The organism is Pseudomonas sp. GL_103, assembly GCF_057835175.1.
In genome coordinates this window covers 3,126,356-3,150,765 of the sequence record NZ_CM174420.1, presented here as the reverse complement: position 1 = coordinate 3,150,765, position 24,410 = coordinate 3,126,356, and the positions used below count along the sequence as shown (strand labels likewise).

Here is a 24,410-nt window from a genome sequence, read left to right as displayed (position 1 = left end):
GTAAAAATCCCTTAACCGCGTGGGGTCGTGGCAGCCAGTTTCACAGCCGTACCCGGCGCAACCTTGGCAGGTGCGACTTGGGGCAGGTTGCTGGCTTCCAGCGCTTGGCGTTGTTGTGCGAGTGCCGCGAGGGTTTGTTCGCTGGCCATCGGAATCACTTCAGGGGTGACCGGTGAACCAGGGCGTACCCGTTGCAGGCCCTTGACGATGATGGTGTCGTCCTTGTTCAGGCCGTTGCGCACGATGCGCAGACCTTCGATCTTCGGACCCAGCTCCACCGCGCGGTAGGCGGTCTTGTTGTCGGCATCCATCACCAATACAAACTTCTTGCCCAGGTCGGTGCCGACCGCTTCGTCATTGATCAGCATGGCGCTGTAGGTGCCGCTGCCCACCAGTTTCAGGCGTGCATACAGGCCCGGGGTGTAGCTGCCATCGCTGTTGTCGAACACGGCGCGACCACGGATGGTGCCGGTCTTCGGGTTGACCTGGTTGTCGACGAAGTTCATCACGCCCTGGTGCGGGTTGCCGTCCTCGTTGGACAGGCCCATGTAGACCGGGGTGGTGGCGCCGCGCTTGCCCTGGCGAGCGAGCTCGGTGTACTTGAGGAACACACGCTCGTCCGCGTCGAAGTAGGCGTACACCTTGTCGGTGGAGACCACGCTGGTCAGCGGAGTGGTGTCGGCTGTCACCAGGTTGCCGGCGGTGATTTCCGCACGGCTGACGCGGCCGCTGATTGGAGCAGTCACGCGAGTGAAGCTCAGGTTCAGCTTGGCCAGGTCCAGCTGCGCTTGCAGGGCACCGACGGCGGCGCGGGCTTCCTGGGCAGCGCTGGTACGCGAATCGGCCAGTTCAGCGGAAATGGCGTTGCTGGTGCGCAGGCGCTCACCGCGCTGGGCTTCGTTTTCGCTGCGGGTGGCATTGGCGCGCGATTGGGCAACCAGGGCTTCGAGGCGGCGGACCTCAGCCTGGAACGGACGCGGGTCGATCTGGAACAGCAGGTCGCCTTTCTTGACCAGGGCGCCTTCAGTGAACGCCACTTCATCGATCTGGCCGGAGACCCGTGGACGAATCTCGACGGTTTCCGGCGCTTCGAGGCGGCCGGTGAATTCGTCCCACTCGTTGACCGGTTGTTCCAGCACCTTGGCCACGCTGACCTTGGCCGCTGGCATGCTGGCGGCGGTTTCCGGGGCCTTGCCGCACGCGCTGATCACCACTACGGCCAACAGAGCCAACGGGAAGCGCAAATGTTTGAGTGACTGTTCCATGGATGCATCCGCCAATGTGTTGAGATTGGCGAATGATGCGCGGCGGGTTTGTATCTCACGAATCGAATGGGGCGAAGGTAACTATCATCCGGAATGATATAAGACCCAGGCCAGCCCTCTAGCCTGCGCCTTGCGTTCGGTTGTCATCAACTGGTTTGATGACAATTGTGTGTTGTATTGGATGCAAAAGTCAGTTGGTTTAACGAGCCCCAACTGCCTGCGCTGTGCCAATTTCGTCACCGACAATGCCCAAACCCATCAAGCCATAACGCCTCGGATAGACCACCCTGACCGGTCTGTCCAAGGAGATGACCATGATCCGACTGACCCTGATCGAAGCCCGTGAGTTGGCCGAATCGATCTTGTTGCACAACGGTTTTAATCTGGCCCATGCACAAGCGGTGGCGGCGACGGTGATTGCTGGCGAACGTGATGGCTGTGCCTCCCACGGTTTGTACCGGATTCTGGGGTGTGTGAATTCCCTGCGGGCCGGCAAGGTGTCAGCCGATGCCGAGCCACAGGTGATCGACCAGGCGCCGTCGATTGTGCGGGTGGATGCAGGCGGTGGGTTTTCGCAGTTGGCGTTTCAGGCGGGGTTGCCGTTGCTGGCGCAGAAAACCCGGGCCAACGGCATTGCGGCGTTGGCAATCAACCGCTGTGTGCATTTCTCGGCGCTGTGGGTGGAGATCGAGCAGCTGACGGCTGCCGGTCTGGTGGCACTGGCGTGTAATCCGAGCCACGCCTGGGTAGCGCCGGCTGGAGGACGACTGCCGGTGTTCGGCACCAATCCCATTGCCTTCGGTTGGCCGCGTGCGGGGCAAGATCCGTTTGTGTTCGACTTCGCCACCAGCGCGATTGCCCGTGGTGATATCGAACTGCACCGGCGGGCCGGCAAGGCGATTCCCGAAGGTTGGGGCGTCGACGCCCAAGGCCAGCCGAGCACCGACGCCAACGTGGTGCTCGACAGCGGCGCGATGCTGACGTTCGGCGGGCACAAGGGTTCGGCGCTGGCGGCGATGGTGGAGTTGATTGCCGGGCCGCTGATTGGTGACCTGACCAGTGCCGAGTCGTTGGCTTACGACGGGGGCAGCAAGTCGTCGCCGTACCATGGCGAGTTGATCATCGCCCTGGACCCTCGGCGCTTTCTGGGGGACGCCACTGAAGAACATTTGGCCCGGGCCGAAACGTTGTTCCAGGGCATTGAAGGGCAGGGCGCACGCTTACCGTCGCAACGACGTTACGCGGCGCGGGTACGCAGCCTGGTGGAAGGCGTGCAAATTCCCGAGGCGCTGTACAACGACCTCAAGGCCTTGCTTGCCTGATTGAATCAACGTGCCCGCTCCCACATTTGATTGGTGGTGATCACATATTTTGCGTAGGAGCTGCCGAAGGCTGCGATCTTTTGATGTTGATTTTCAAGATCAACAGATCGCAGCCTGCGGCAGCTCCTACAGGTATTTGTGTGGTTTTCTAGATTGAGTCGCGTTGGCTGCTGCCATCCACCAGCCGTGCAATCCCCAGCGGGTTGGCGTTTTTCAAGGCGTCGGGTAGCAAGGCGTCCGGGCAGTTCTGATAGCACACCGGACGCAGGAATCGCTCGACGGCCAGACTGCCAACCGACGTGCCACGGGCGTCGGAGGTTGCAGGGTAAGGCCCGCCATGGACCATGGCATCGCAGACTTCGACCCCGGTGGGGTAACCGTTGAACAATACCCGGCCGACTTTTTGTTCCAGCAGTATCAGCAGGTCCGCATGGGTCTGAAGATCCGATGCTTCGCCAATCAATGTCGCAGTGAGTTGCCCGTGCAAGCTGTTCAACGCCTGCCGCAGCTCAACCTTGTCCGCCACTTCAACGACAATGGTGGTCGGCCCGAACACTTCTTCCTGTAGCAGCGGATCCCCATTGAGCAGCAGGCTGACGTCGGCCTTGAACAGTTGCGGTCGCGCCTGATTGCCCTGCTGGTCGTGGCCCGCCAGGTGCGTCACACCCGGATGCTCGAGCAAGGCCCGCACCCCTTTTTCATAGCTGCCGAGGGTGCCGGCATTGAGCATGGTTTGCGCCGGTTGTTCGGCCATCAGGTTGCTTAGTCGCGCAGTGAACGCCGTCCATTCAGGGGCGCGAATACCAATGACCAACCCCGGATTGGTGCAGAACTGCCCGCAACCCTGGACCACCGATGCCACCAGTTCACCGGCGATTTTCTCGCCGCGCGCACGCAAGGCTTCGGGCAATACCAACACTGGATTGATGCTGCTCATCTCGGCGAACACCGGGATGGGTTGTTGCCGTGCGGCGGCCATGTCGCAAAGGGCACGGCCACCTTTGAGCGAGCCGGTGAAACCGACGGCCTGAATCGCCGGGTGCTTGACCAGCGCTTCACCGACACCAGCGCCGTAGATCATGTTGAACACACCCTTGGGCATGTCGGTCTGCTCGGCGGCGCGCAGGATCGCATTGGCCACGCATTCGGCGGTTGCCATGTGCCCGCTGTGGGCCTTGAACACCACCGGGCAACCGGCGGCCAGGGCCGCTGCGGTATCGCCGCCAGCAGTCGAAAAGGCCAACGGAAAATTGCTGGCGCCGAACACTGCCACCGGGCCGACGCCGATCCGGTACTGACGCAGGTCAACCCGTGGCAGCGGCTGACGCTCCGGCAGGGCACGGTCGATGCGCGCGCCATAGAAATCGCCCCGACGCAGGACCTGAGCGAACAGACGCATCTGGCCGCTGGTGCGCCCGCGCTCGCCCTGAATCCGGGCGCTGGGCAGGGCGGTCTCACGGGTCACCAGGGCAACGAACTCGTCATCCAGGGCATCCAGTTGCGCGGCGATGGCTTCAAGGAATTGCGCCCGGCGCGTCGCCGGCAAATTACGAAAGGCTGGATAGGCGACCGCAGCGGCCTGGACGGCCGCGTCGACTTCTTGGGCGGTGGCTTGCACGAAAGAGTAGGGCAGTGCTTCGCCGGTGCTGGCGTCATGGCTGTTCAGGATGATGCCGCCGACGGCGCTGCGCGCTCCGCCGATGTGGTTGTGGCCAAGGATTTCGAGCATTGAAAATCTCCGGTCTGGAAAGATAAAGGGCAAAAGATCGCAGCCTTCGGCAGCTCCTACACTGACCGTATTCACCCGGCATTAACGGATGGACACCATTTCTGTAGGAGCTGCCGAAGGCTGCGATCTTTTGAGGCACTCAAGCCAACGAATCACCCCGGCGTGGGGTGGCTGGCACGGCTGCGTCCACGCCAGCAACCCGCGCCGCCGACTCGGCATCCACCTGGCGCAATGACTTGCCACGGGTCTCGCGGGTCAGGCCGACAGCCACCACGGAAATCAGCGCGGCGCCCACCAGATACCAGGCGATCGGAGTCGAGCTGTGGTACTTGTTGAGCAAGGTGATGGCGATCAGCGGTGCCAGGGAACCGGCGAAGATCGGCGCCACCTGGTAGCACAGGGACAGAGCGGTGTAGCGTACGTGGGTCGGGAACAGTTCAGCCATCAGCGCCGAGTAAGGCGCATAAGTCATCGACTCGATGGCCAGGCCCAGGGTAATGGCGGCCATGATCAGCCAGTTGTTGCCGGTGTCCATCATCGGGAAACCGATGAAACCCCAGAACGCTGTGAGCACCGCGCCGGTCAGGTAGACCGGCTTGCGCCCGACGATGTCCGACAAATACCCCATCAACGGAATCAGGAAGAAGTGCACCAAGTGCGCGCCGAACATCAGCAGCAGAATTTCCGAAGTGTCCTTGTGCACCACCAGTTTCAGGTAGGTGATCGAAAAGGTGACCACGGTGTAATAGAGGATGTTCTCGGCAAAGCGTGCACCGATCCCCACCAGCACGGCGCGCCAGTGATGACGCAGCACTTCGACCACGCCCAGCTGTTGCTGCTTGGTCTGTGCCTGACGGGCCTGGGCTTCTTTGAAGATCGGCGCGTCATCGACGCTGGTGCGAATCCAGTAACCGATCAGCACCACCACCGCCGAGAACCAGAACGCCACGCGCCAGCCCCAAGCGAGGAATTGTTCTTCCGACAGATTCGATGACAACAGCAGCAGGGCGACCGTAGCCACCAGGTTACCGGCCGGCACCCCGGCTTGCGGCCAACTGGCCCAGAAGCCTCGGCGATTGTCGGGGCAGTGTTCGGACACCAGCAAAATCGCGCCGCCCCATTCGCCACCAAAGGCAAAGCCCTGGATCAGCCGCAGCAACACCAATAACACTGGCGCGGCATAGCCGATCTGGTCGAAGCCGGGCAGGCAGCCCATCAGGAAAGTCGTGATGCCGACCACCACCAGGCTCAGTTGCAGCAGGCGTTTGCGGCCGAACTTGTCACCGTAGTGACCGAACACCAGACCGCCCAACGGTCGAGCGAGAAAGCCGACGGCGTACAGGGCGAAAGCGGCGATGATGCCGTCGATGGGGCTGTCAGTCTGGCGGAAGAACAACTGGCCGAAGACCAGTGCGGAGGCGGTGCCGTAGAGAAAGAATTCGTACCACTCGGCAACGGTGCCGGCCATGGCGGCGGCCACTACGCGTTTGAGTCCCGAGGGGGTGGTTGCGCTTTGCGTGTGTAGAGGATTGGACATGCTGGCGTTTCCTGTAGAGGCGCAAAAACAGGCAGCCGGGCCGGGTCCGCAAAGACCCGCCCGGCAATCACTCAGAGACCGACGTCTGGCAACTCCGGACGGTTAGCCAAGGCCTTGGCCATGATCTGCTCGACGAATACGCGGTCGGCTTCCGGCAGGGCCAGGCGTGGCGGACGGGTCAAGGCGCTGCCGCGACCGGCGATGGCTTCACACAGCTTGATGCACTGCACCAGGTCGGCACGGGCATCGAGGTGCAGGATCGGCATCAGCCATTCGTAGATCGGCATGGCTTCGGCGAAACGACCGGCCTTGGCCAGGCGGAAGATGGTTTCGCCTTCTTTCGGGAACACGTTGGACATGCCCGAGACCCAACCTTCGGCACCCACGGCGATGCTTTCCAGCACCACGTCGTCGAGGCCGGCGAACAGCACGAAACGGTCACCGACTTCGTTGCGCACGTCGATGAAGCGGCGGGTGTCGCCGGAAGAATCCTTGAAGCACACCACGTTGTCGCAGTCGGCCAGGGAAATCAGGATGTCCGGGGTTACGTCGTTCTTATAGATAGGCGGGTTGTTGTAGACCATCAGCGGCACGTCGGCGTTTTTCGCCACGTAGCGGTAATGCTCGGCGGTCTCGAACGGCTTGGAACCGTAGACCAGCGCCGGCATCAGCATCACGCCATCGACGCCGACCCGGCGTACGGCATTGGCGACCTTGGCCGCTTGTATGCTGGTGAACTCGGCCACGCCGCAAATCACCGGTACGCGACCACGGGCGGCATCGACAGCGACCTCAGTCACGGCGATTTTCTCTTCGGCGGTCAGCGAGGTGTTTTCACCCACCGAGCCGCAGACCACCAGGCCCGACACGCCGTCGCGGATCACGTTGGAAATCACCTGATGGGTTTTTTCCAGGTTGATAGAGTAGTCATCGTTGAATTGAGTGGTCACCGCTGGGAAGACGCCACTCCAGTTAATGCGCTTGCTCATTGTTGCCTCCGGTTTGTTAATTGTATTTCGTATACGATATTAAAAATGACAATGCTCGGCTAGTGCTTTTTTTGGTTTTCAGGGGTTTTTACTGGCCGTTGGTCTGGGGGGGCAGGGATTGCGTGATCAGGCGCCGGGCCAAGTGTCGGACAGGCGATAGCCTTGTGGCCACGGATCGCTTGGGTCGAGCAGCAATTGATGGGTGCCGGTGATCCACGCCCGACCGGAAATGCACGGGTAAATCGCGGCGCGGCCGGCGACTTCGGTCAACGAATCAATGCGGCAGTGGAACTCGGAGCCGATAATCGAACGGCCGACAAAGCGCTCGCCAACCTGCATCAAGCCTTTGGCCTGCAACACCGCCATGCGCGCCGAGCAACCAGTGCCGGTGGGGGAGCGGTCGATCTTGCCCGGTTGAATCACCACCGCATTGGCGCCGGTGGCGATGCCGTTCTCATGGACGATCGGCGCGGCGATCTGGCAGAAGGAAATGTGCGACCACTCGGGATTCAGCGGATGCACGAAGCCCAGCTGTTCGTTGGCCGCTCGAGTGATTTTCAGCCCGACCGCTACCAGATCGGCCGCTTCATCCGGGCGGATGGAGAAACCCAGGCCTTTGGCATCGGCAATCACAAAACTGTCGCCACCATAAGCGGTGTCAACCTTCAGCGAGCCGAAGCCTTCGACTTCAATCCACGCATCCAGTCGATCAGCGAAGGACGGCACGTTTTTCACTTCCACCCGTTGCACCTTGCCATCCCGGCAGTCGGCCACGGCTTCGATCAGGCCGCCGGGCGCTTCCAGCACCAGGCGGGTTTGCGGCTCGGTCATGGGCAGGATGCCGCTGTCGAGCAATACGGTGGCGACGCACAACGAGTTGGAGCCGGACATCGGCGGGGTGTCCGCCGGTTCCATGATGATCCAGGCCATCTGCGCCCGTGGGTCCTTGGCCGGGACCAGCAGGTTGACGTGGCGGAACACGCCGCCGCGGGGTTCGTTGAGGACGAAGTTGCGCAGGGTTTCGTCCCGGGCGATCCAGCGCGACTGTTCCCACACGGTGGCGCCGGGCGGCGGGGCGACACCGCCCACGATCACGTCGCCGACTTCGCCTTCGGCGTGGCAGCTGACTACATGAATGACTTTTGATGAACGCATGGTTTGCTCCTTGTTTCGCCTGTGAAGGCCTCAGTCGCTATTTCACTGATTTCAGAAACTCTGCAGTCTCCGCATGCACCGGATTGCCAATCACCTGGTCCGGCGAACCAATCTCATGCACCAGGCCATTGCGGAAGAACGCCACACGGTCGGACACGTCCCGGGCAAAGCGGATTTCGTGGGTCACCAACACCATGGTCATGCCGTCTTCGGCGAGCATGCGCATGGTGTCCAGCACTTCACCGACCAACTGCGGGTCGAGGGCCGAGGTGGCTTCGTCAAACAGCATGTAGTCCGGTGACATGGCCAGGGCGCGGGCGATGGCCATGCGTTGTTGCTGTCCACCGGACAACTTGCCCGGGAAGGTCTTGAGCTTGTCGCCCAGACCGACGTGGGTCAGTTGCTTCACCGCCAGCTCTTCAGCTTCAGCCTTGCTTTTGCCCAGCACTTTGCGCGGCGCGAGCATGACGTTTTCCAGCACCGTCAGGTGCGGGAAGGCATTCCATTGCTGGAACACAATGCCGATTTTCTGCCGCAGGCGATTGAGGTCGGTGGCGCTGTGATGGACCTCGACGCCGTCAACGCGGATGTTGCCTTTCTGGATCGGTTCCAGGCCGTTGATGCACATCAGCAAGGTCGATTTGCCGGAGCCGGAGCCGCCGATGATCGACACCACTTCGCCCTTGTTCACCGTCAGGTTGACGCCCTTGACCACTTCGAGGTTGCCGAAGGATTTATGTACGTTGTCGATCTCAATCATTTTCTTGCCACCTTCTTTCCAGACGAGCGCCCAGGCGTGCGACCACCAGGCTCATGACGTAGTAGATAAGGCCCGCGATGCACAGCACCAGCAACGGTTCCTGGATGCGGGTGACGATGGTTTGCGAGGCGCGCAGCAGTTCGACGATGCCGATCCACATCACCAGCGCGGTGTCTTTCATTACACCGAGCACCAGGTTCAGCCAGCCGGGGAACGCCACTCGGGTGGCCATCGGCAGGACGATCCAGCGCAAGTCCTGCAAGAAGCTCAGCCCCAACGAACGGCTGGCCCGGCGCACGGTGAACGGCACCGCCAGCACGCCGGCACGCACGATCTCGGTGAAGTACGCCGCAGCGTAGACCCCCAACACAATGCAGCCGACGCTAAAGGCGCTGATGTTCAAGCCGATGATGCTTTTGAGTGAGTTGAACAGCACGAACTGGATCAGCAACGGCACGCTGCGAAACACGTCCAGCACCCAGGCCAACGGCAGGCTGGCCCGTGGCAACAAGGCCCGCAGCAGGCCGAAGAACAACCCGGCAAAGGAGCCGAGAATGATCGACCAGAACGTCAGTTGCATCGTGACCCACGCACCGTTGAGCAGGAACATCAGGTCATTCGAGGAAAAATCGGTGGAAAACATGGACAGCTCCTCAGTAACGGAACAACCGCCAGGCCATCAGCCGGGCTGCCGCGACGATCGCCTTGGCAATCAAGTAATACAGCACCGCTGCGATAGCGAAATACTCGAAGGTGCGGAAGGTTTTGACGTTGTATTCCTGGGTCACACCGGTCAGGTCATTGTTTAGCCCGACGATCACCCCCAGCGACGTCATCAACACCGCCCAGACCATCTGATTGGTCAGCGGGTAGAACACGATCCGCAGCAGTTGCGGGACGATGATCATGCGGTAGGCCTGGAAGGCACTCATGCCGAGGGAACGCGCCGCACGCACCTGCGTGTCAGGCACGGCCTTGAGGCCGCCGCGAAAGTTCTCCGCCAGATACCCGGCATTGTTGAAGGTGATCCCGGCCAGCAAGGCGAACCATGAACTGACGTGCAGGTTCAGCGAGCCGAGGCCGAAGTAGAGGATGTAGATCTGGAACAGCGACGGGGTGTTGCGGGCAATCGATACCCAACCGTTGCCGAACCCGCGCAGCAATGGGTGTTTGGCCTCGCGCATCGCCGTCAGGGCCAGGGCGATCAGCACGCCGAAGATCATCGACAGCGCGGCGGTTTCGAAGGTGACGATGGCACCGGCAAGCATGTCCGGCAGGGCGCGCAGGGCGGCGCGCCATTGGAAGCTGTAGTCAAACATGCGCAGGGCTCTCCAGTAGGGCAGCAGGTTGTAACCAGGCCGGCAAACGTCCGCTGGCCGTTGCGGTGCAGGCCGCGTCGACGCATTCGGCAAGGCTGGCGAAGTGCACCTTGCGGCCGACCAGGCCCGGTGCGTAGTGGGCGTATTTGCCCGAGTTGGTCATCAGGTTTTTAGCCGCCAGGGGGATTACGGGTTCGCCGAGCATGCACCAGCAGGTGTCGGTGACCAGGGTCGCGCCAAAAGCTTGGATCACGGCGATGTGCCCGGCCTCGCGGGCCTGCTCCAACACGGCACGGCCGCAGGTGATGGCAAGCACCACATCCGGGTGTCTTTGTCGTCCCCGGCACAGTCGCGCAAGGTGAGCGAACTCGCTGAGGGAAAAGTGCGGGTTACCCAGCGACACCACATCCACCCGGTTATCGCGAGCACTGTTGAGTTCGCGCCAACTCGACAGCAGGTCCTTCAGGCGGATTTTTTCCACGGGAATGGAAGTGTCCGCATCCAGCACCTGCGCCGGGTCAATGGCCTCCGGGGTGACCCCGGCGATGTGGAACAGTGGCGCCGCAGAGGTGGTGGCGAAGGCCGCGCCAAAGGCTTTGAGGTCGTCCAGGCTCGGCTTGCGTTTTTCCAGTCCCAGCACCAGCGGCACGCGACTGCCGGCCAGGGCACCAATGTGGTAACCCAGCAGCGGATAGAAGGCATCGTCCAGCTCACCGAGGGCAGGCAACTCGATCTGCAACCGGGCCTTGCGTTGCGCGTCCAGGTGGCAGCCGATCAGCGGGGCGCGACCGGTGAGGGCGATGCTGATGTCCAGGTAATCCGGGTATTTCAGGGTGCGTGCACCGAGCACGCTGTTGGCGTAGACCACTGCGTTGGATTCCGCCCAGACGATTTGCTCGCCAGCCTTCGGTGCAGTGTCGAGCAGGTAAGGCGCGCAGGTGAAACTGAGCTGTGCACCCATCGCCATATAGGCATCGCCCAAGGCACTGGCCGGTTCACCCAGTGCCGGGTCGATACCCAGTTCGCGCCAACGGCGCTGGTCGACGGAAATTGAATTGAGGGTGGTGGGCACTCGCACTTTTGCTCCCCATTGCACCAGTTTTCGAGCAAAGCGCAGGCTCGCCGGTCCGGTGTAAATGCAGCCGTCGATGTGTGCTTGAGTGACATCCACCAAGTGCTCGGCACCCTGCAGTTCGGCCATGCGCAGGACGATCTGCATGGCCATTTGCGCGGCCTTGCCATGCCGGCCATCGAGCAGCGCCCGATCGTGCTCGGTGAGCCTGATCGAGGCGGTGCTGCCAGTGTTTGGTAATGGGCTGTCGAGCGCCTGCCAGGCGTCGCCCGGCAGGTGAACGAACAGGCTCAGCGTTGTATTTTCGACCCGGGCGAAGGCCTGGCCGCGCAAGGCGGCGAAGGCCTCCCGACCGATGCACAGCACCGGCAGGGAACGGGCAAAAATGGTCTGCGCCACCAGCACGCCCAAGGTCAGGATCTCGTCGGCTTCGGCCAGCACCAATGCCGCCGGTGCATGGCCGTTGCTGATCAGTTCCATCAACACACTGCTGCCGGTGCACGAGCCGCGACCACTGGGAATCGCCAGCACGCGGCCGGCCAGGTGTTGGCCGCTGAGCGGGTGATGGCGGTCGATGACTTCACCCGTGCAGGGATCGACTCCGCCCCAGAAACTCAAGCCGACATCGGCGAACAGCAGGGCGCCTTGCGCGGCACCCGCCACCAGGCTGCGCCCGGTCAGAGACATTGGCCTAGGCATGCCGGACATCTCAGTAGTAGACCTGAGGCACGGTCAGGTTGGTCGGCGGGATCTCGGTGCCGACCCATTTAACGAACAGCTCCTTGTAGCGACCGGTACGCACCTGTTGGTTGACGAACAGGTTGAGGTAGTTGAGCAGGCCGAACTCGCTGCGCTTGGCACCCAGGGACACGTAGTCGATGACGTACGGGGCGTTACCGGCGACTTTCAGGTTTTTGTATTTGCCCGACTTGAGGGTGGCGGCGGCCACGGTGTTGGTGACCACGGTGGCATCGATGTGGCCTTGGGCGACGGCTAGCAGGGTATCGCTCTGCGACTGGTAGGCTCGGAAACTGCCCGAGCCCCAGTTCTTCACGTCTTTCTCCAGGGCGATGGCCTCATAGGTGCCGCTGGTGTTGCCCACTGGTTTGCCCTTGAGGTCGTCGAAGCCGTTGATGCCGGTGTCGTCGCGGGTCAGCACCACCATCTGGAAGGCAAAGTAGGGCACGGTGAGGCCAACGGTCTTGGCGCGTTCGAGGGTGTCGGAGGTGGACGCGACGATCACGTCAGCCCGCCCGGAGACCAGTGCCGGAATGCGATCCGGGAACGGCGTTTCCACCACTTCGGCCTCGACCCCGAGGATCTTCGCCAGGTCGCGGCAATAGTCCACATCGAAGCCGGCCGGCGAGTTGCTGGCATCGCGAAAGCCCATGGGCGGGAAGTCCAGGGTCACTGCGCAGCGCAGCTTGCCCGAACCGATGATGTCGTCGAGCTTGTCGGCCTGGGCAGTGGCGATAAAGGAGGTACTGAGAACAGCGCTGAGGGCTACGGCAAATGCGGGGTTTTTCATAGAGGCCTCGTTGATGTGAAGTGCTGTTGAATATCGTATTGGTGATTTCGTATACGATATTAACAATAGCAATCAGCGTGCCTATTTCCAGTCCGAGGGGTGAATTAGTTGTCAGGCCTTGGCGTAGAGGTTTTGTAGCGGTGCAACCCGAGATGCGGTGAGGCCAAGGTATTGGGGGGAGGTGTTACATATGGGAGCAGCGGTAGCTGCGGGCGCCCCTTTAAGGAACACTGGTCAATGCTGTGTGCGGCCTTGAACCACCGATGTCAGAACGATCGCTGAAGATCAAAAGATCGCAGGCTTCGCCAGCTCCTACACCGACCGCTTACAGATGCTATTAACGGACATACGCCAATTCCTGCGGAAGAAACACGACGATGATCGCGATCAGGCCGGCCGGTAGGCCGCCTCGCTTTTGCTGTTGTGGTACACGCCCCCTCGAGAGGCCGAGAGGAGGTTCTGCGTAGTGGGCAACCCGGCATGGATGCCGGGTTAGCCGCCGCCGGCCATGGATGGCCGATGGCGGCGGGCCCACGGAGCAGGACCGGAGCGAGGGCATGCCGAGCCTAAGCGAGGCACCGAACGTCAGGGGCAGAGCGCTTTGGTTACTTTCGCGCTTTTCGAAAGTGACCCGCTGTAAAAGCGGAACCGTAAGTGGCCGTTACCGCAGCAACGGATATGCCCCCAAACCTAACACTGATTATCGCGATACTGACTCGGCGACAAACTGGTCAGCGCCCGAAACTGCCGGCTGAAGGCACTGTGGTCGGTGTAACCACAGCGCAAGGCAATCTCGGTAATCGGCAACTCGGTGTGCAGTAACAACCGCGAACCTTCTTCCAGGCGCGCCTTGTGAATCATTTGCCGTGGGGTGAGCTGGAACACCCGTTTGCAGTGCCGCTCCAATTGCGCCACGGAATAGCCAGCGATGGCGGTCAGTTCGGCGAGGCTGATGGAGCGGGCGAAGTGGCGGCGGATATGGGCATCCACGGCGGCGAGTTTCTGGAACGCCGGATGGTTCGACTGCGGCGATTGCAGGTCGCGGGAAATACCGGCCAGGCCCACGATTCGACCCTGTTCATCCTTCAAGGCGAGTTTGTGGGTCAGGCACCAGATCGGCTGATTGCCATAATACAAATGCAGCTCCAGCTGATCGGCCAGTTCGCGACCGCTGGACAGCACTCGCCGATCCTGCTCGGTGTACAGCGGACCGAAGCGTTCCGGGAAGACCATTTCGGCGGTGCGCCCCAGCAGCTCGTCCCTGTGTTTGAAACCACAACGCCGGGCCAGGGTCTGGTTGACGAAGGCGTAGCGGGCCTCGCAGTCCTTGATGAAAAACACCACGTCCGACAGGGTATCGAGCAACGGCGCGATGGGCTGAAGGCTGTTCAGCAGTGTCGGCAGATCGCAAGGTTTAAAGGTGGTGAGCGAGGGATACATGGCGCTGGGGGTCTGAGGGTGACCCCCGGGATCATAGAGACTCGGCAGCGTGGCCGAAACCCCTGGCGTGGTCATCACGCTGGCGGGGTATCGTCCAGGGACATCAAGGTTTCGATCCGCGCCGGGCTGAAGGGTGGGCGCGGTGCTGAGGGCTGCCAACCAAACAAATGCTGCACTGCGCCGCCACACACCCGGCCCTGGCAGGCGCCCATGCCGCAGCGACTGGCGAGTTTGGCTTCGCGCCAGTCAGAGTGACCGGTCAATGCCGCGTAGGGCACGTCTTCGCAGCGGCAAACCAGGGTGTCGGGTTGGGCCAGGGACTTGAGTCGCGGGTCGAGGGCGAACGCGCTGTTCAGCGCCTTGGCGAAACCCTGCCAGCGCGCCCGGCGCGGCCACAATTGCCTGGCGGCTTCCAGATTGCCGACCGCAGCGTGGCCGGCAATCGCACCTTCCACCAAGGCCAGCTCACTGCCGCCGAACCCTGTGCATTCGCCCGCCGCATAATGATCGGCGCGGTTGCTGGCCTGCCAGGCATCCACCGCGATGGCTTGATTTTCGATGGTACAACCCAGTGCCTGACCCAACTGGATATTCGGAATCAACCCGAAACCACAGGCCAGCCGATCACATTCCAGTTCGACGATGTTGCCTTGTTGTTGCAGGCGCACGCCTTCCACTCGGTCGGTGCCAAGCGCCGCCAATACGTGGGTGGCGGTGCGGTAGTGGTGGTCGAACAGGCTGAACGATTGCAGCCATTTGCCGGGCCAGCGCGGCAGTTGCGCGGCGAAACCGGCGACGGCGCTGCGGCTGGCTTGTTCGGCGATGCGTTGCACATGCGCGCCATGCTGTTTGGCGGTGGCGGCACTGGCCAGTAACAGCGGGCCGCTGCCGGCGATCACCACGCGCTCGTTCTGCACCGGCAAACCGGCCTTGATCAGCGCCTGCAAACCACCCGCACCGGTGACTCCCGGCAGGGTCCAGCCGGGGAAGGGCAGCAGCAATTCACGGGCGCCGGTGCACAGAATCAGTTTGTCGTAGCCGATCAACCAGCCATGGTCGTCATCTTCCACCAGCAGTTGTTTCGCGCCGGGGTCGGCGATCACCCGAGTACCGGCGTGATGGCGGATGTTGTTGCACGACGCCAGACGCTCGCGCAGGCGCCGGGCCTGACCGGGCACGTTGGCTTGAGGTCCGTCGCGCCAGATTTGCCCGCCCGGCAGCGGGTTGTCGTCGAGCATGACAATGCGGGCGCCGCTGGGGGCGGCGGCAAGGGCGGCGCTCATCCCGGCAGGGCCAGCGCCAATGATCAACAGATCAGCGTATTCATTCATGGGCGAGTCTCCACCTGCATGCCGTCACGGCACAGGGTCTGGCAAGCCAGGCGACGCCGGCCATCGATGGTCACCCGGCATTCCTGGCAAATGCCCATGCCGCACAGCGGCGCACGGCGCTGACCGCTGACTGAGGTGCGCGTGCAGCCGTCACTGGCCAACGCCAGGGCCGCGGCGACGCTGGTGCCTTCGGCGACTTTCAGGGCGTGGCCGTCCAGCAACAATTCAGGCATAGACCGGTTCTCCAAGAAAACGCTGGGGCAGATAAGGTTCTGCGGCCAGTGGCGGGGTTTCGTTGAACAGTTGCGCCACCAGTAAATCGGCGGTGCCGGGGGCGGTGGTTACGCCCAGACCTTCGTGACCGACTGCCAGCCACAAGCCTTGACGTTGTGGATGCTGGCCCACCAGCGGCAAGCCGTCGGGGCTGGCGGCGCGCAAACCGGTCCAGGCACGGATGCCATTGAGCCGGGCCAGCCCCGGCATGTACTCGGCGGCACGCTTGAGCATTTTCGCGACCATCCAGCCTTCGACCTGCGGGTCGGTGGTGCCGAATTGCCGCGAGGCGCCGATGAACAGTTGCCCGGTGGGGCGCGGCTGGATATTGCAGGCGGTCGACGGCCCCGTGGCGTTGTGGGCACTGGTGACGTAACCCAGTTCCACCAGCGTATGGGTAACGCTGCCGGGGTAGCGGTCAGTGATCAGCAAGTGGCCTTTTTTCGGTTCGATGGGCAATTCCGGGCACAGCTCGCTGGCTTGAACACCGTTGGCCAACACCACGGCATCGGCACTCAACCAGTGACCATCATCGAGGCAGACGCGGTTGCCATCGACCGCACTGACCCGTGCCCGGCGCTGGCGGATGTTCGGTGTTTCGAGCATCCATCTGGCCGTCGCCGGGGCGTATAGAATGCCGTCGCCATTGATCAGCAAGCCGCCTTCCAGTCCTTCGCTCAGTTCCGGTTCGCGCTGGCGCAGGGCACTGGCGCCGATCAGTTCGCAAGCCACGCCCTGGGCTTGCAGGTTCAGGAATTTTCTGTGGGCCACCGCCATTTCTTCGGCATTCGCCGCCAGCCACAGCGTGCCGTTGCAGCGGTAGGCACAGCTGTCGGGCAGGTCCGCGCCCAGTTCGCGCCAGCGCTGCAACGAATATTGACTCAGGGCCAGTTCGGCGGGGTTGTCGTCGAGTACCAGCAAGTGGCCCATGCCGGCGGCGGTGGCGCCGTGCAGGCCGGCGTCCAGCACCAGCACCTGCAAGCCGCGACGGGCCAGCGCCTGGGCACAGGCGGCGCCGATAATGCCGGCGCCGATCACGATCACATCGGCCACCTGGCCCTCGTTCATGGACGAATGCCCCAGGCGAACGGGTCGTCCTGTTCGATGATCAGGCTCGCCTCGGCACTGATGAACGCGCGACCACGAATGGTCGGCACGATGCGCTCACCCTGCAGTTCGTAGGAACCCTCGAACTCGCTGCCGATGACGCTGGCCTGGCGCCAGATCTGCCCCGGTTGCAACTTGTCGTCGGCCGCCAGGCATGCCAGTTTGGCACTGGTGCCGGTGCCGCATGGCGAACGGTCATAGGCTTTGCCGGGGCAGAGCACGAAGTTGCGGCTGTCGGCGTGATCGTCATCGGCGAACAACTCGACGTGATCGATCAAGCCGCCGTCTTCACCGCGAATGCCTTGGGCTTGCAGTGCTTGCTGCACGGCGAAGGTGTAAGCGGTCAGCGCTTCGAGGTTGTCGCCGGCCACCCGCAGGCCATGCTCAGCGATCAGGAAAAACCAGTTGCCGCCCCAAGCGATATCACCGACCACTTGGCCGATGCCCGGCACCTGCACCGCCAGCGCCTTGCGATAACGGTAGGCCGGCACGTTGCGCACGCTCACCGAATGGTCTTCGTGCAGGGTTGCCTGCACCGTGCCCACCGGCGTTTCGATGCTGTGCACGCCGGGGCCGATCTTGCCCAAGTGCGCCAACGACGCCACCAGGCCGATGGTGCCGTGGCCGCACATGCCCAGATAACCGGTGTTGTTGAAGAAAATCACCCCGGCACAGGCGCCAGGGTCCACCGGCGTGCAGAGCAGGGCGCCCACCAGTACGTCACTGCCCCGTGGTTCCAGCATACAGGCGGCGCGCCATTGGTCATGCTGTTCGGCTAATACCTTGCGCCGTTCGGCCATGCTGCCAGTGCCCAGGTCAGGAAAGCCGGCGGTCACCAGGCGGGTCGGTTCGCCGCCGGTGTGGGAGTCGATCACAGAGATGCGTTTCATGGGAGGGCCACGTCCATTCGGTTGAGTGAACGCAAGAGTGGCCCGTGCGGCGGGGTGTCGGCTTGATGGATTTAGTCTGTGTCGATGACGAAATCGGCACAGCATCCGCAGCGGTCAGTGGGTGTGGGGCAGGTGCTCGAACAGGGTCGTGCAGACGCCGGCAATGTGCTCGTCCAGAAGCTTCACTGCCAGGTCCACATCCCCGGCGCGGCAGGCCGCCAGGATCTCGCGGTGTTCGTGATCGGCCCGTTCCTTACCGGCCGACAAGCTCATCTGCATGCGTAGATAACGCTCCAGCTTGTCGTTGACCGAACGGATCAGACTTACCAGAAACGGTCGCTGCGCCGGCTCGTACAGGCAGGAATGCAGCTCCCAGTTGAGCTCGGCCCAGCGCCCCACGTCGTCCTCGCCGATGAACTCCTGACAGATGCGCTCGGCACGGGCGAAGGTCTCTTCGGTCATGTTCGGAATGGCCAGGCGCAGAATCTTGTCCTCCAGCAACATCCGCACTTCGAACATCTGCGCCAGTTCCGCATCGGAAACCCGCGTGACCATCGCCCCGCGATTGCGCTGGAACATCACCAACCCTTCGGCCTCCAGCCGCTTGAGGGCTTCGCGCACCGGGATCTTGCTGACATTGAACTGGCGGGCGATGTCGTCCTGGCGGATCGGCTCATCCTCGGCAAAATGCCCGGCGACAATCGCATCCCGCAGATGACGGGTGATGATTTCCGAAGTCGAAGGCGTGTTACCAAGGTCGGGTGCGTTGAGTTTGGGTAGGTTCACGGCGGCGGTCATTTGGAGTGAGATAGCGCTAGGGTATACGAAATTCTTTTGCTGATCTTCCCCGGTTCGACGTCGGTGCACCCGTTTTCATTCAGGCCTGCGCCGCGCCCACTTCACCGTTTGCCATGGTTTTACGCTGGAAGGATTGCCCGCTGCATAGCCGATCAGGCAGCCAATCCTTCTCAGAGGCTATCCGGATCCCCGAAAAACATCTGGATCCGCGAGCGCAACCAGCGTTCACCCGGATCATTATCCTGCGATCCGCGCCAGGCCATGTGTAGTTCAAAGCTGCGCACCGGCAATGGCGGATCTTCGGCCCGAACACCGCCGGCGGCGGTCAGTGCATCAGCTGTGTAGTCCGGCACCGTAGCCACGATGTCAGTGCCAGCGAGCAGGGTACTCAACCCGTTGAACTGCGGCACGGCGAGTACCACATGCCGTTTGCGCCCGAGCTTTTCCAGTTCTTCATCGATGAAGCCGCTGAGGTCGCCGGCGAACGACACCAGTGCATGGGGGCGAGCGCAGTAATCATCCAGGCTCAACGGCCCCGGCACGGTGTCGGCGCGCAACAGCTTCGGCTGGCTGCGGCGTAGTACCTTGCGCTTGGCGTTGGCCGGCAGGTCGGTGGTGTAACTGACACCGATGGAGATCTCGCCGGATGCCAGCAACCCCGGCATCAGGATGTAGTTGACGCGGCGCACCACCAGCACAATCCCCGGCGATTCGGCACGCAGGCGCTTGAGCAGCATGGGCAGCAAGGCGAACTCGACGTCGTCCGAAAGGCCGATGCGGAACACGGCGGTACTTGTGGCAGGATCGAACTCGGCCGCACGGCTGACGGCGGTGGAAATCGAATCCAGCGCAGGCGAGAGCAGGGCGAAGATCTCGACCGCCCTGGCGGACGGCTCCATGCTGCGGCCGGTACGTACAAACAAAGGGTCATCGAACAACCCGCGCAGGCGCGAGAGCGCCGCACTGATGGCGGGCTGGCCGAGGAACAGTTTTTCCGCAGCACGGGTCACGCTGCGTTCGTGCATCAATGTTTCGAAAACGATCAACAGGTTCAGGTCGACACGACGTAGGTCATTACGATTCATCTGGAGTCCTGGCAGAGTCAGCAAGCTTGACGTGGGCGGCCATATGAGAACAATGGCCAGCAGGAATATTACGGGGAAAGGCTGGTACTCTGCACCGGGTAATTCAGTTTTTCCTACATGGGCTGCTTCGGTTTCTTACGACATTTGACGATGTTGCCGCCGCTGCGGAATCAATGACAGGCATGTCGACTATTAATAGCCACAGATAGTGTTGGGTTGAAAGCCCAGCTAGAGTTCAAGGCATTAGAGGTTCATTTGGCGAGGTTTGCGATGTCCCGCACGATCCGTTTTCACAAGTTTGGTCCAGCCGAGGTGCTCAAATGCGAAGAGCATGCGACGGCTCAGCCTGCACCGGGCGAAGTGCAGGTGCGCGTCGAAGCGATCGGCATCAGCTGGTATGACACTCTCTGGCGCCAGAACCTGGCCCCGTCCCATGCCCGTCTGCCTTCGGGCCTTGGCCAGGAGATGGCCGGTATCGTCACCGCTGTCGGTGATGGCGTCGATGACCTGGAAGTCGGTGACAAGGTCGCCAGCTTCCCGGCCCAAAGCCCGAACGACTACCCGGTCTACGGTGAGCTGATCGTTCTGCCACGCTCGGCGGTCACCCGTTATCCGGATGTGCTCAGCCCGATTGAAGCCAGCGTGCACTACACGCCGTTGTTGATTGCCTATTTCGCCTATGCCGATCTGGCTCGGGTCAAACCCGGGCAGTTTGCCCTGGTGACTGACGCGAGTCATTGCGCCGGACCTTCGTTCGTACAGCTGGGCAAGGCCTTGGGTGTTCGAGTGATCGCCGCGACCAAGACCGAGGAGGAACGTGAATACCTGCTGTCGCTGGGTGCCGAGAAAGTGATCGTCACCGAGGAAGAAGATCTGCTGATGCGGATCAACAAGATCACCGATAACCGCGGCGTGGACGTGGTGTTCGATGGTTTGGGCGGTCCGCAGATGTCGTTGCTGGGCGATGTGCTGGCACCTCGCGGCAGCCTGGTGCTGTACGGCCTGCAAGGTGGCAACCAGACGCCTTTCCCGGCCTGTGCAGCGTTCCAGAAGAACATTCAGTTCTTCGTGCACTGCATCGGCAACTTCACGGGCAAGCCGGAACTGGGCATCACCCAGGACCAGGCCGCACTGCAACGTGCCTTGCGCGACATCAATCAGCTGACCGCCGACCGCGTTCTGCTGCCGCTCAAGACCCGGGTCTTCCCGTTTGCCGAGTTTGTCGAAGCACACCGCTACATGGACGAATGCCCGTGTCGCGAACGGGTCGCGCTGCAGGTCGAACCGGCGTAATACTTGTTCAAGAGCCTGTCCAAGAGTCCGTGCCCGCACGGACTCTTTCGTTTCTGCCCCCCGCAATCCGTCGATCCGCAGACCGGTCCAGCAACTGAACTGGTTTTTGCCCGTAATCTGTAGCTTCTAATCAGCCACTAAGCCCTGATAATTGAATGATTACTTTCATCTCAAGGAATGAGTCATGGCTGGCTGTCAGGCTGCAACTTTTCACTGTGCGCTATCGGTGCAAATCTCCAAATTGGTTGGTTGTTGTTTAGTTGCCAAAAAGACAGCGACAACTTCCTTCCTTATTTCTTGTATTAAGTGTCTGTGGGACTTTGTCGGACATTTCCTAGGACTCCGGTTTAAAACGAGCAAACCCTTGCCAGTCGGGCGCTCTAGCCTCGCCTTTGTCGTTAAAACGAGGGGGTATTGCGATCGTTTCAAATGATTTCAAGAAAATTCAAGTGTTAGCATTTGGCAATAAAGTCCATGACTCCATTCGCGCCGACAGTCCAACGGGATTTGCTGTCTGCACGATATTGAACTTACGAGTATCAGGTAAATAAAGATGACCAGCATCCATGACCAAGCGATGAACTATGTCTATCAACAAGTGCTGCAGCGATTGCTGGGTTTTTTCTCCCGTGCCGAACGCACTGCATTGCAATTGTTGATTCAGCGCCTGGCAGTCGCGGCCGGGGGCATGGAGCGCATTGGCGATTACAAGGTATTGGCGATCCAGTCCGGGGCCCGAGACAACTGCTACACCCTGGCACTGTTGCGTGCTGCGCAGTTGACCATCGCCACCCGCACGCCAGCGACATTCCAGTTGCGCATCGCCTCGTTACGGTTGAACGGGGCAAGCGGCGCGGCCGTGGAAAACATGCACCGGACCAACAGCGCATTGTTTGTCTATGACGATCCCCGGGTCGAGGTGTTGATGGTCGATGATCGGGAGGTGTTGCCGTTCAACCACCTGACGCCGATCTCCGACGCCGGTCGCGAGTCCAGCCGCCTGAATCTGTTGATGATCGGCCATCGGCGGGAATGGCGCGACGGGTTCGACCTGTGGGATGACGGTTATCTGGCCACGGGAGAGTTCTACGGACAAATCGCCCGCTGGGACGCTGGTGTCGATGCCTTGCTCATCAGTGACACGCCGCGTCAGCAGAAGCAGTTCATCGAGGGTTTGAAACGTGCCGCCACCAAGGCAGGTCTCCAGCCTTCGCATACGGGCGAGGCCGGTTATGCGGGGTTGTATGCATTGCTCGATGAACTGGGCAGCGACTGTTATCACCGGTTCTACGCCGATTACGGCCAGGCCCCGTGGCGCCCGCAAGAGCGTTTCGAGACCTGTCGTCGTACGGCCTGCATCGACATTCACGACTTGCTGGTCAGCAACCTGGAAGAGCGCTGGCCGTTGCTGACTGAATTTCTCGGCTTCCAGCCAGACGAACTGTCCGCGCAGATCAGCGACAACGAATTCGTCAGCCCGTCGATCTCGGCGCACGTCAGGGGGTTGCAAGCGTGCTTCGTGCAGGGCCGTAACTACGAGTCCGGCATTGCGCAATACCTGCAACGTGCCTTGGTGATGATGCGTCGCAAGCGCTTGCCCGAGCGCTTGTGCGAGCAGGCCATCGAGCAATTCGGCAATCCGGCGACAATGACCGAACTGCGCGCCCGGGCGGCGGCCGAGGCACAAAAGAACCTCGGACTGAGCGAAGCACAACTGGTGTGCCTGCTGTTTGCGCCCTTTATCGAAAAAGGTGCGGGGCTCGAGCGTTTTCTGCGTCAGTGCCATCCGGGCATGCTGGTGGCCATGCCCGAGCTGCACAAGGCCATGCAGGGGCACCCGGTCGCCGAACAGATCATGCAATGGATGACTGATGTCAGCGGATTGCCCGTCAGCCTGATCGGCCAGCTTTACCGCATGGAGTGGACGCCCACAGGCGATGGCAGGGGGCCTGAAGCAATCATACAAAGGGCCGCGTCGCAAAATACGCCGGACGATCCTGATGCTGGCATCACGCTGGAGGATGAATGGTCAGCGGGCCACTGAACGTGGGTGGATTTTCAGCCAGTGCGGTTGGCTTTCGCCCATGAAAGGTCCACGAGAAACGGATTTCGCCTATCAGGCGGTGTATCGATACCTGGTCAGCCTGATCAACGAGTCTGAAGGGGATTCGCGCATCCGCCTGCCGTCGCTGCGGCACCTGGCGGAGCGTCTCAATGTGTCGATCTCGACCATTCAGTACGCCTATTCGCTGCTGGAGAAAGAAGGGCGGGTCTATTCGGTGGCCAAGTCCGGCTACTACGCGTTGCCGGTGTCCTCGATCAACCTGCAGGACAGCGGCAGCGATTTGCTGGAAGCGGTCTACGTCAATGCCAGGCGCCCGGGAATGCTGGTCCTGAGCACCGATGAACCGGCGTTGCTGCAACCGCTGGACAGTCCTTTGCTGCTGCTGGAGCGAGAGTTGCTGCGCCAGTATCCCCGCCAGCCGCAGTCGCCTTCGCAGCCCTGTGGCGAACTTGAATTGCGCACCGCCCTGGCAGCACGCTACACCACGTCTCCCATGCGTTACTGGCACGCCGACGATGTCTACATCGGCGCCGACCTGCGCGGTGTACTGGAAATCCTGATCGCTGTGCTGGGCTTGAAAGACGCCACGGTGGTGGTCGAATCGCCGTGCGACTGGACGATCCTGCGCTTGTTTCAAGCCGCCTGCGTGCGGGTGATCGAGTTGCCTGTGCAAGCCGATGGCGGCCTCGATCCGCAACGTCTGAAGTTGCTGCTCGATACCGAGCCGGTAAGGCTGGTGCTGCTGTCATCGGCCCTGAACATGCCCCGTGGCAGCCTGGCGCCTGACGAAAACAGGCAGGCCATTGCCCGGCTGTTGGCCGCGCATGGCAGCTGGGTGCTGGAAAACGACTGTTGTGGCGAACTCGGATTCGACCTGAACGCCGTGCGCTTTCGAGACTTGCTGGACCCCGAAAGGCTGATGGTGTTTTCCACGTTCGAGAAAATCATCGGGCCTGAGGCGCCCTATGGTTATCTGCTTTCAAGGCATTTGAGCGCTGAACTGCAACGGCATTTTCTGCTGCGTTCCTTCCGTCTCTCGCCGATTCGCCAGAAAGCCATCGCCCGCTTGTACAGCAGCGGTCGCATCGATCAACACCTGCTGGTGCTGCGCCGGCTGCTCAAGGAGCGCAAGAGTCAAATGACCCTGTTGTTGCAGGAACGATTGGGTGATGCCTTGCATTTCGTCGAGCCGCAAGGTGGTGCAACGGTCTGGGTGCGCTCGTTGCGACGGGTCAATGTCCGTCGAGTGTTCCAGCGCCTGCTGGCCCATCAAGTGGTCATTGCGCCGGGCGAGCTGTTCAGCCTCCACGGTCTGCACGGACAGCATTTGCGCCTGAGCCATAACTTCGGCGGCGATTACAACCTGGCGGCGGCACTGGGATTGCTGGGGGATGCGCTGCGCCTGGAATCAATCGAGTGAGTGAGACAAAAAATAACAACCTCCACTGCGTT

General features: G+C 61.7%; 21 protein-coding genes. 4 read left to right on the top strand and 17 right to left on the bottom strand.

Annotated features, from left to right (window positions below; all coding sequences use genetic code 11):
- Nucleotides 1–11: 11 nt before the first annotated feature.
- Complete coding sequence (gene mexE / locus AC3IP0_RS14250; protein ID WP_150723798.1) at nt 12–1,265, bottom strand: multidrug efflux RND transporter periplasmic adaptor subunit MexE; 1,254 nt, start codon at nt 1,263–1,265, stop codon at nt 12–14.
- A gap of 314 nt (nt 1,266–1,579) precedes the next feature.
- Here mexE and AC3IP0_RS14245 point away from each other — a divergent pair, with 314 nt between their 5' ends.
- Entirely contained in the window at nt 1,580–2,587 is a 1,008-nt protein-coding gene (locus AC3IP0_RS14245) for an Ldh family oxidoreductase (protein ID WP_223464102.1), read from the top strand.
- 148 nt (nt 2,588–2,735) lie between these two features.
- On the opposite strand, the gene AC3IP0_RS14240 is transcribed toward AC3IP0_RS14245, so the two are convergent.
- The 16 genes from AC3IP0_RS14240 to AC3IP0_RS14165 all read right to left on the bottom strand — a co-directional run bounded on the left by AC3IP0_RS14240 (nt 2,736) and on the right by AC3IP0_RS14165 (nt 19,600).
- Nucleotides 2,736–4,316, bottom strand: a complete 1,581-nt coding sequence (locus tag AC3IP0_RS14240) for an aldehyde dehydrogenase (NADP(+)) (protein ID WP_489325041.1) — start codon at nt 4,314–4,316, stop codon at nt 2,736–2,738.
- 139 nt (nt 4,317–4,455) lie between these two features.
- A complete protein-coding gene (gene abaF / locus AC3IP0_RS14235) occupies nt 4,456–5,853 on the bottom strand; it encodes a fosfomycin efflux MFS transporter AbaF (RefSeq protein WP_489315823.1) in 1,398 nt (465 codons plus the stop codon).
- Nucleotides 5,854–5,924: 71 nt separating this feature from the next.
- Nucleotides 5,925–6,842: a dihydrodipicolinate synthase family protein gene (locus tag AC3IP0_RS14230; RefSeq protein WP_008018644.1), complete on the bottom strand. Its 918-nt coding sequence runs from the start codon at nt 6,840–6,842 to the stop codon at nt 5,925–5,927.
- A 126-nt stretch (nt 6,843–6,968) separates the two neighbouring features.
- A complete protein-coding gene (locus AC3IP0_RS14225; RefSeq protein ID WP_489325040.1) occupies nt 6,969–7,997 on the bottom strand; it encodes a trans-3-hydroxy-L-proline dehydratase in 1,029 nt (342 codons plus the stop codon).
- A gap of 37 nt (nt 7,998–8,034) precedes the next feature.
- Complete coding sequence (locus AC3IP0_RS14220) at nt 8,035–8,757, bottom strand: amino acid ABC transporter ATP-binding protein (RefSeq protein WP_489315822.1); 723 nt, start codon at nt 8,755–8,757, stop codon at nt 8,035–8,037.
- Complete coding sequence (locus tag AC3IP0_RS14215) at nt 8,750–9,400, bottom strand: amino acid ABC transporter permease (RefSeq protein ID WP_489315821.1); 651 nt, start codon at nt 9,398–9,400, stop codon at nt 8,750–8,752. Before AC3IP0_RS14215 ends, AC3IP0_RS14220 begins: the two co-directional genes overlap by 8 nt.
- Before the next feature lie 10 nt (nt 9,401–9,410).
- Entirely contained in the window at nt 9,411–10,076 is a 666-nt protein-coding gene (locus AC3IP0_RS14210; protein ID WP_489315820.1) for an amino acid ABC transporter permease, read from the bottom strand.
- Complete coding sequence (gene lhpI, locus AC3IP0_RS14205) at nt 10,069–11,847, bottom strand: cis-3-hydroxy-L-proline dehydratase (RefSeq protein ID WP_489325038.1); 1,779 nt, start codon at nt 11,845–11,847, stop codon at nt 10,069–10,071. Before lhpI ends, AC3IP0_RS14210 begins: the two co-directional genes overlap by 8 nt.
- 10 nt (nt 11,848–11,857) lie before the next feature.
- The gene (locus tag AC3IP0_RS14200) at nt 11,858–12,676 is read right to left on the bottom strand and encodes an ABC transporter substrate-binding protein (protein ID WP_489315818.1); all 819 of its coding nucleotides are present in this window, start codon (nt 12,674–12,676) and stop codon (nt 11,858–11,860) included.
- A 690-nt stretch (nt 12,677–13,366) separates the two neighbouring features.
- The gene (locus tag AC3IP0_RS14195; protein ID WP_108228334.1) at nt 13,367–14,116 is read right to left on the bottom strand and encodes an AraC family transcriptional regulator; all 750 of its coding nucleotides are present in this window, start codon (nt 14,114–14,116) and stop codon (nt 13,367–13,369) included.
- Between the two features lie 74 nt (nt 14,117–14,190).
- Nucleotides 14,191–15,447: an FAD-dependent oxidoreductase gene (locus tag AC3IP0_RS14190; RefSeq protein WP_489325037.1), complete on the bottom strand. Its 1,257-nt coding sequence runs from the start codon at nt 15,445–15,447 to the stop codon at nt 14,191–14,193.
- Nucleotides 15,444–15,680 (bottom strand): 2Fe-2S iron-sulfur cluster-binding protein, encoded by a 237-nt coding sequence (locus AC3IP0_RS14185; RefSeq protein ID WP_007994312.1) that lies wholly within the window; start codon nt 15,678–15,680, stop codon nt 15,444–15,446. Before AC3IP0_RS14185 ends, AC3IP0_RS14190 begins: the two co-directional genes overlap by 4 nt.
- Nucleotides 15,673–16,788, bottom strand: a complete 1,116-nt coding sequence (locus tag AC3IP0_RS14180) for an NAD(P)/FAD-dependent oxidoreductase (protein ID WP_489325035.1) — start codon at nt 16,786–16,788, stop codon at nt 15,673–15,675. The genes AC3IP0_RS14185 and AC3IP0_RS14180 overlap by 8 nt, the downstream gene beginning before the upstream one ends.
- Nucleotides 16,785–17,717 carry a 4-hydroxyproline epimerase gene (locus AC3IP0_RS14175; RefSeq protein WP_489325033.1) on the bottom strand — a complete coding sequence of 311 codons (933 nt, stop codon included), beginning with the start codon at nt 17,715–17,717 and terminating at the stop codon, nt 16,785–16,787. Before AC3IP0_RS14175 ends, AC3IP0_RS14180 begins: the two co-directional genes overlap by 4 nt.
- A gap of 114 nt (nt 17,718–17,831) precedes the next feature.
- Nucleotides 17,832–18,515 carry a GntR family transcriptional regulator gene (locus AC3IP0_RS14170; RefSeq protein ID WP_007994315.1) on the bottom strand — a complete coding sequence of 228 codons (684 nt, stop codon included), beginning with the start codon at nt 18,513–18,515 and terminating at the stop codon, nt 17,832–17,834.
- Between the two features lie 170 nt (nt 18,516–18,685).
- Nucleotides 18,686–19,600: a LysR family transcriptional regulator gene (locus tag AC3IP0_RS14165; protein WP_095942189.1), complete on the bottom strand. Its 915-nt coding sequence runs from the start codon at nt 19,598–19,600 to the stop codon at nt 18,686–18,688.
- A gap of 270 nt (nt 19,601–19,870) precedes the next feature.
- Between AC3IP0_RS14165 and AC3IP0_RS14160 the strand changes: the two genes are divergently transcribed.
- The 3 genes from AC3IP0_RS14160 to AC3IP0_RS14150 all read left to right on the top strand — a co-directional run bounded on the left by AC3IP0_RS14160 (nt 19,871) and on the right by AC3IP0_RS14150 (nt 24,378).
- Nucleotides 19,871–20,893 carry a zinc-dependent alcohol dehydrogenase family protein gene (locus AC3IP0_RS14160; protein WP_489325031.1) on the top strand — a complete coding sequence of 341 codons (1,023 nt, stop codon included), beginning with the start codon at nt 19,871–19,873 and terminating at the stop codon, nt 20,891–20,893.
- A 553-nt stretch (nt 20,894–21,446) separates the two neighbouring features.
- On the top strand, nt 21,447–22,937 hold the full coding sequence (locus AC3IP0_RS14155; RefSeq protein WP_489327771.1) for a hypothetical protein: 1,491 nt from the start codon (nt 21,447–21,449) through the stop codon (nt 22,935–22,937).
- Nucleotides 22,938–22,977: 40 nt separating this feature from the next.
- Complete coding sequence (locus AC3IP0_RS14150) at nt 22,978–24,378, top strand: aminotransferase-like domain-containing protein (protein ID WP_489327770.1); 1,401 nt, start codon at nt 22,978–22,980, stop codon at nt 24,376–24,378.
- Nucleotides 24,379–24,410 lie beyond the last annotated feature (32 nt).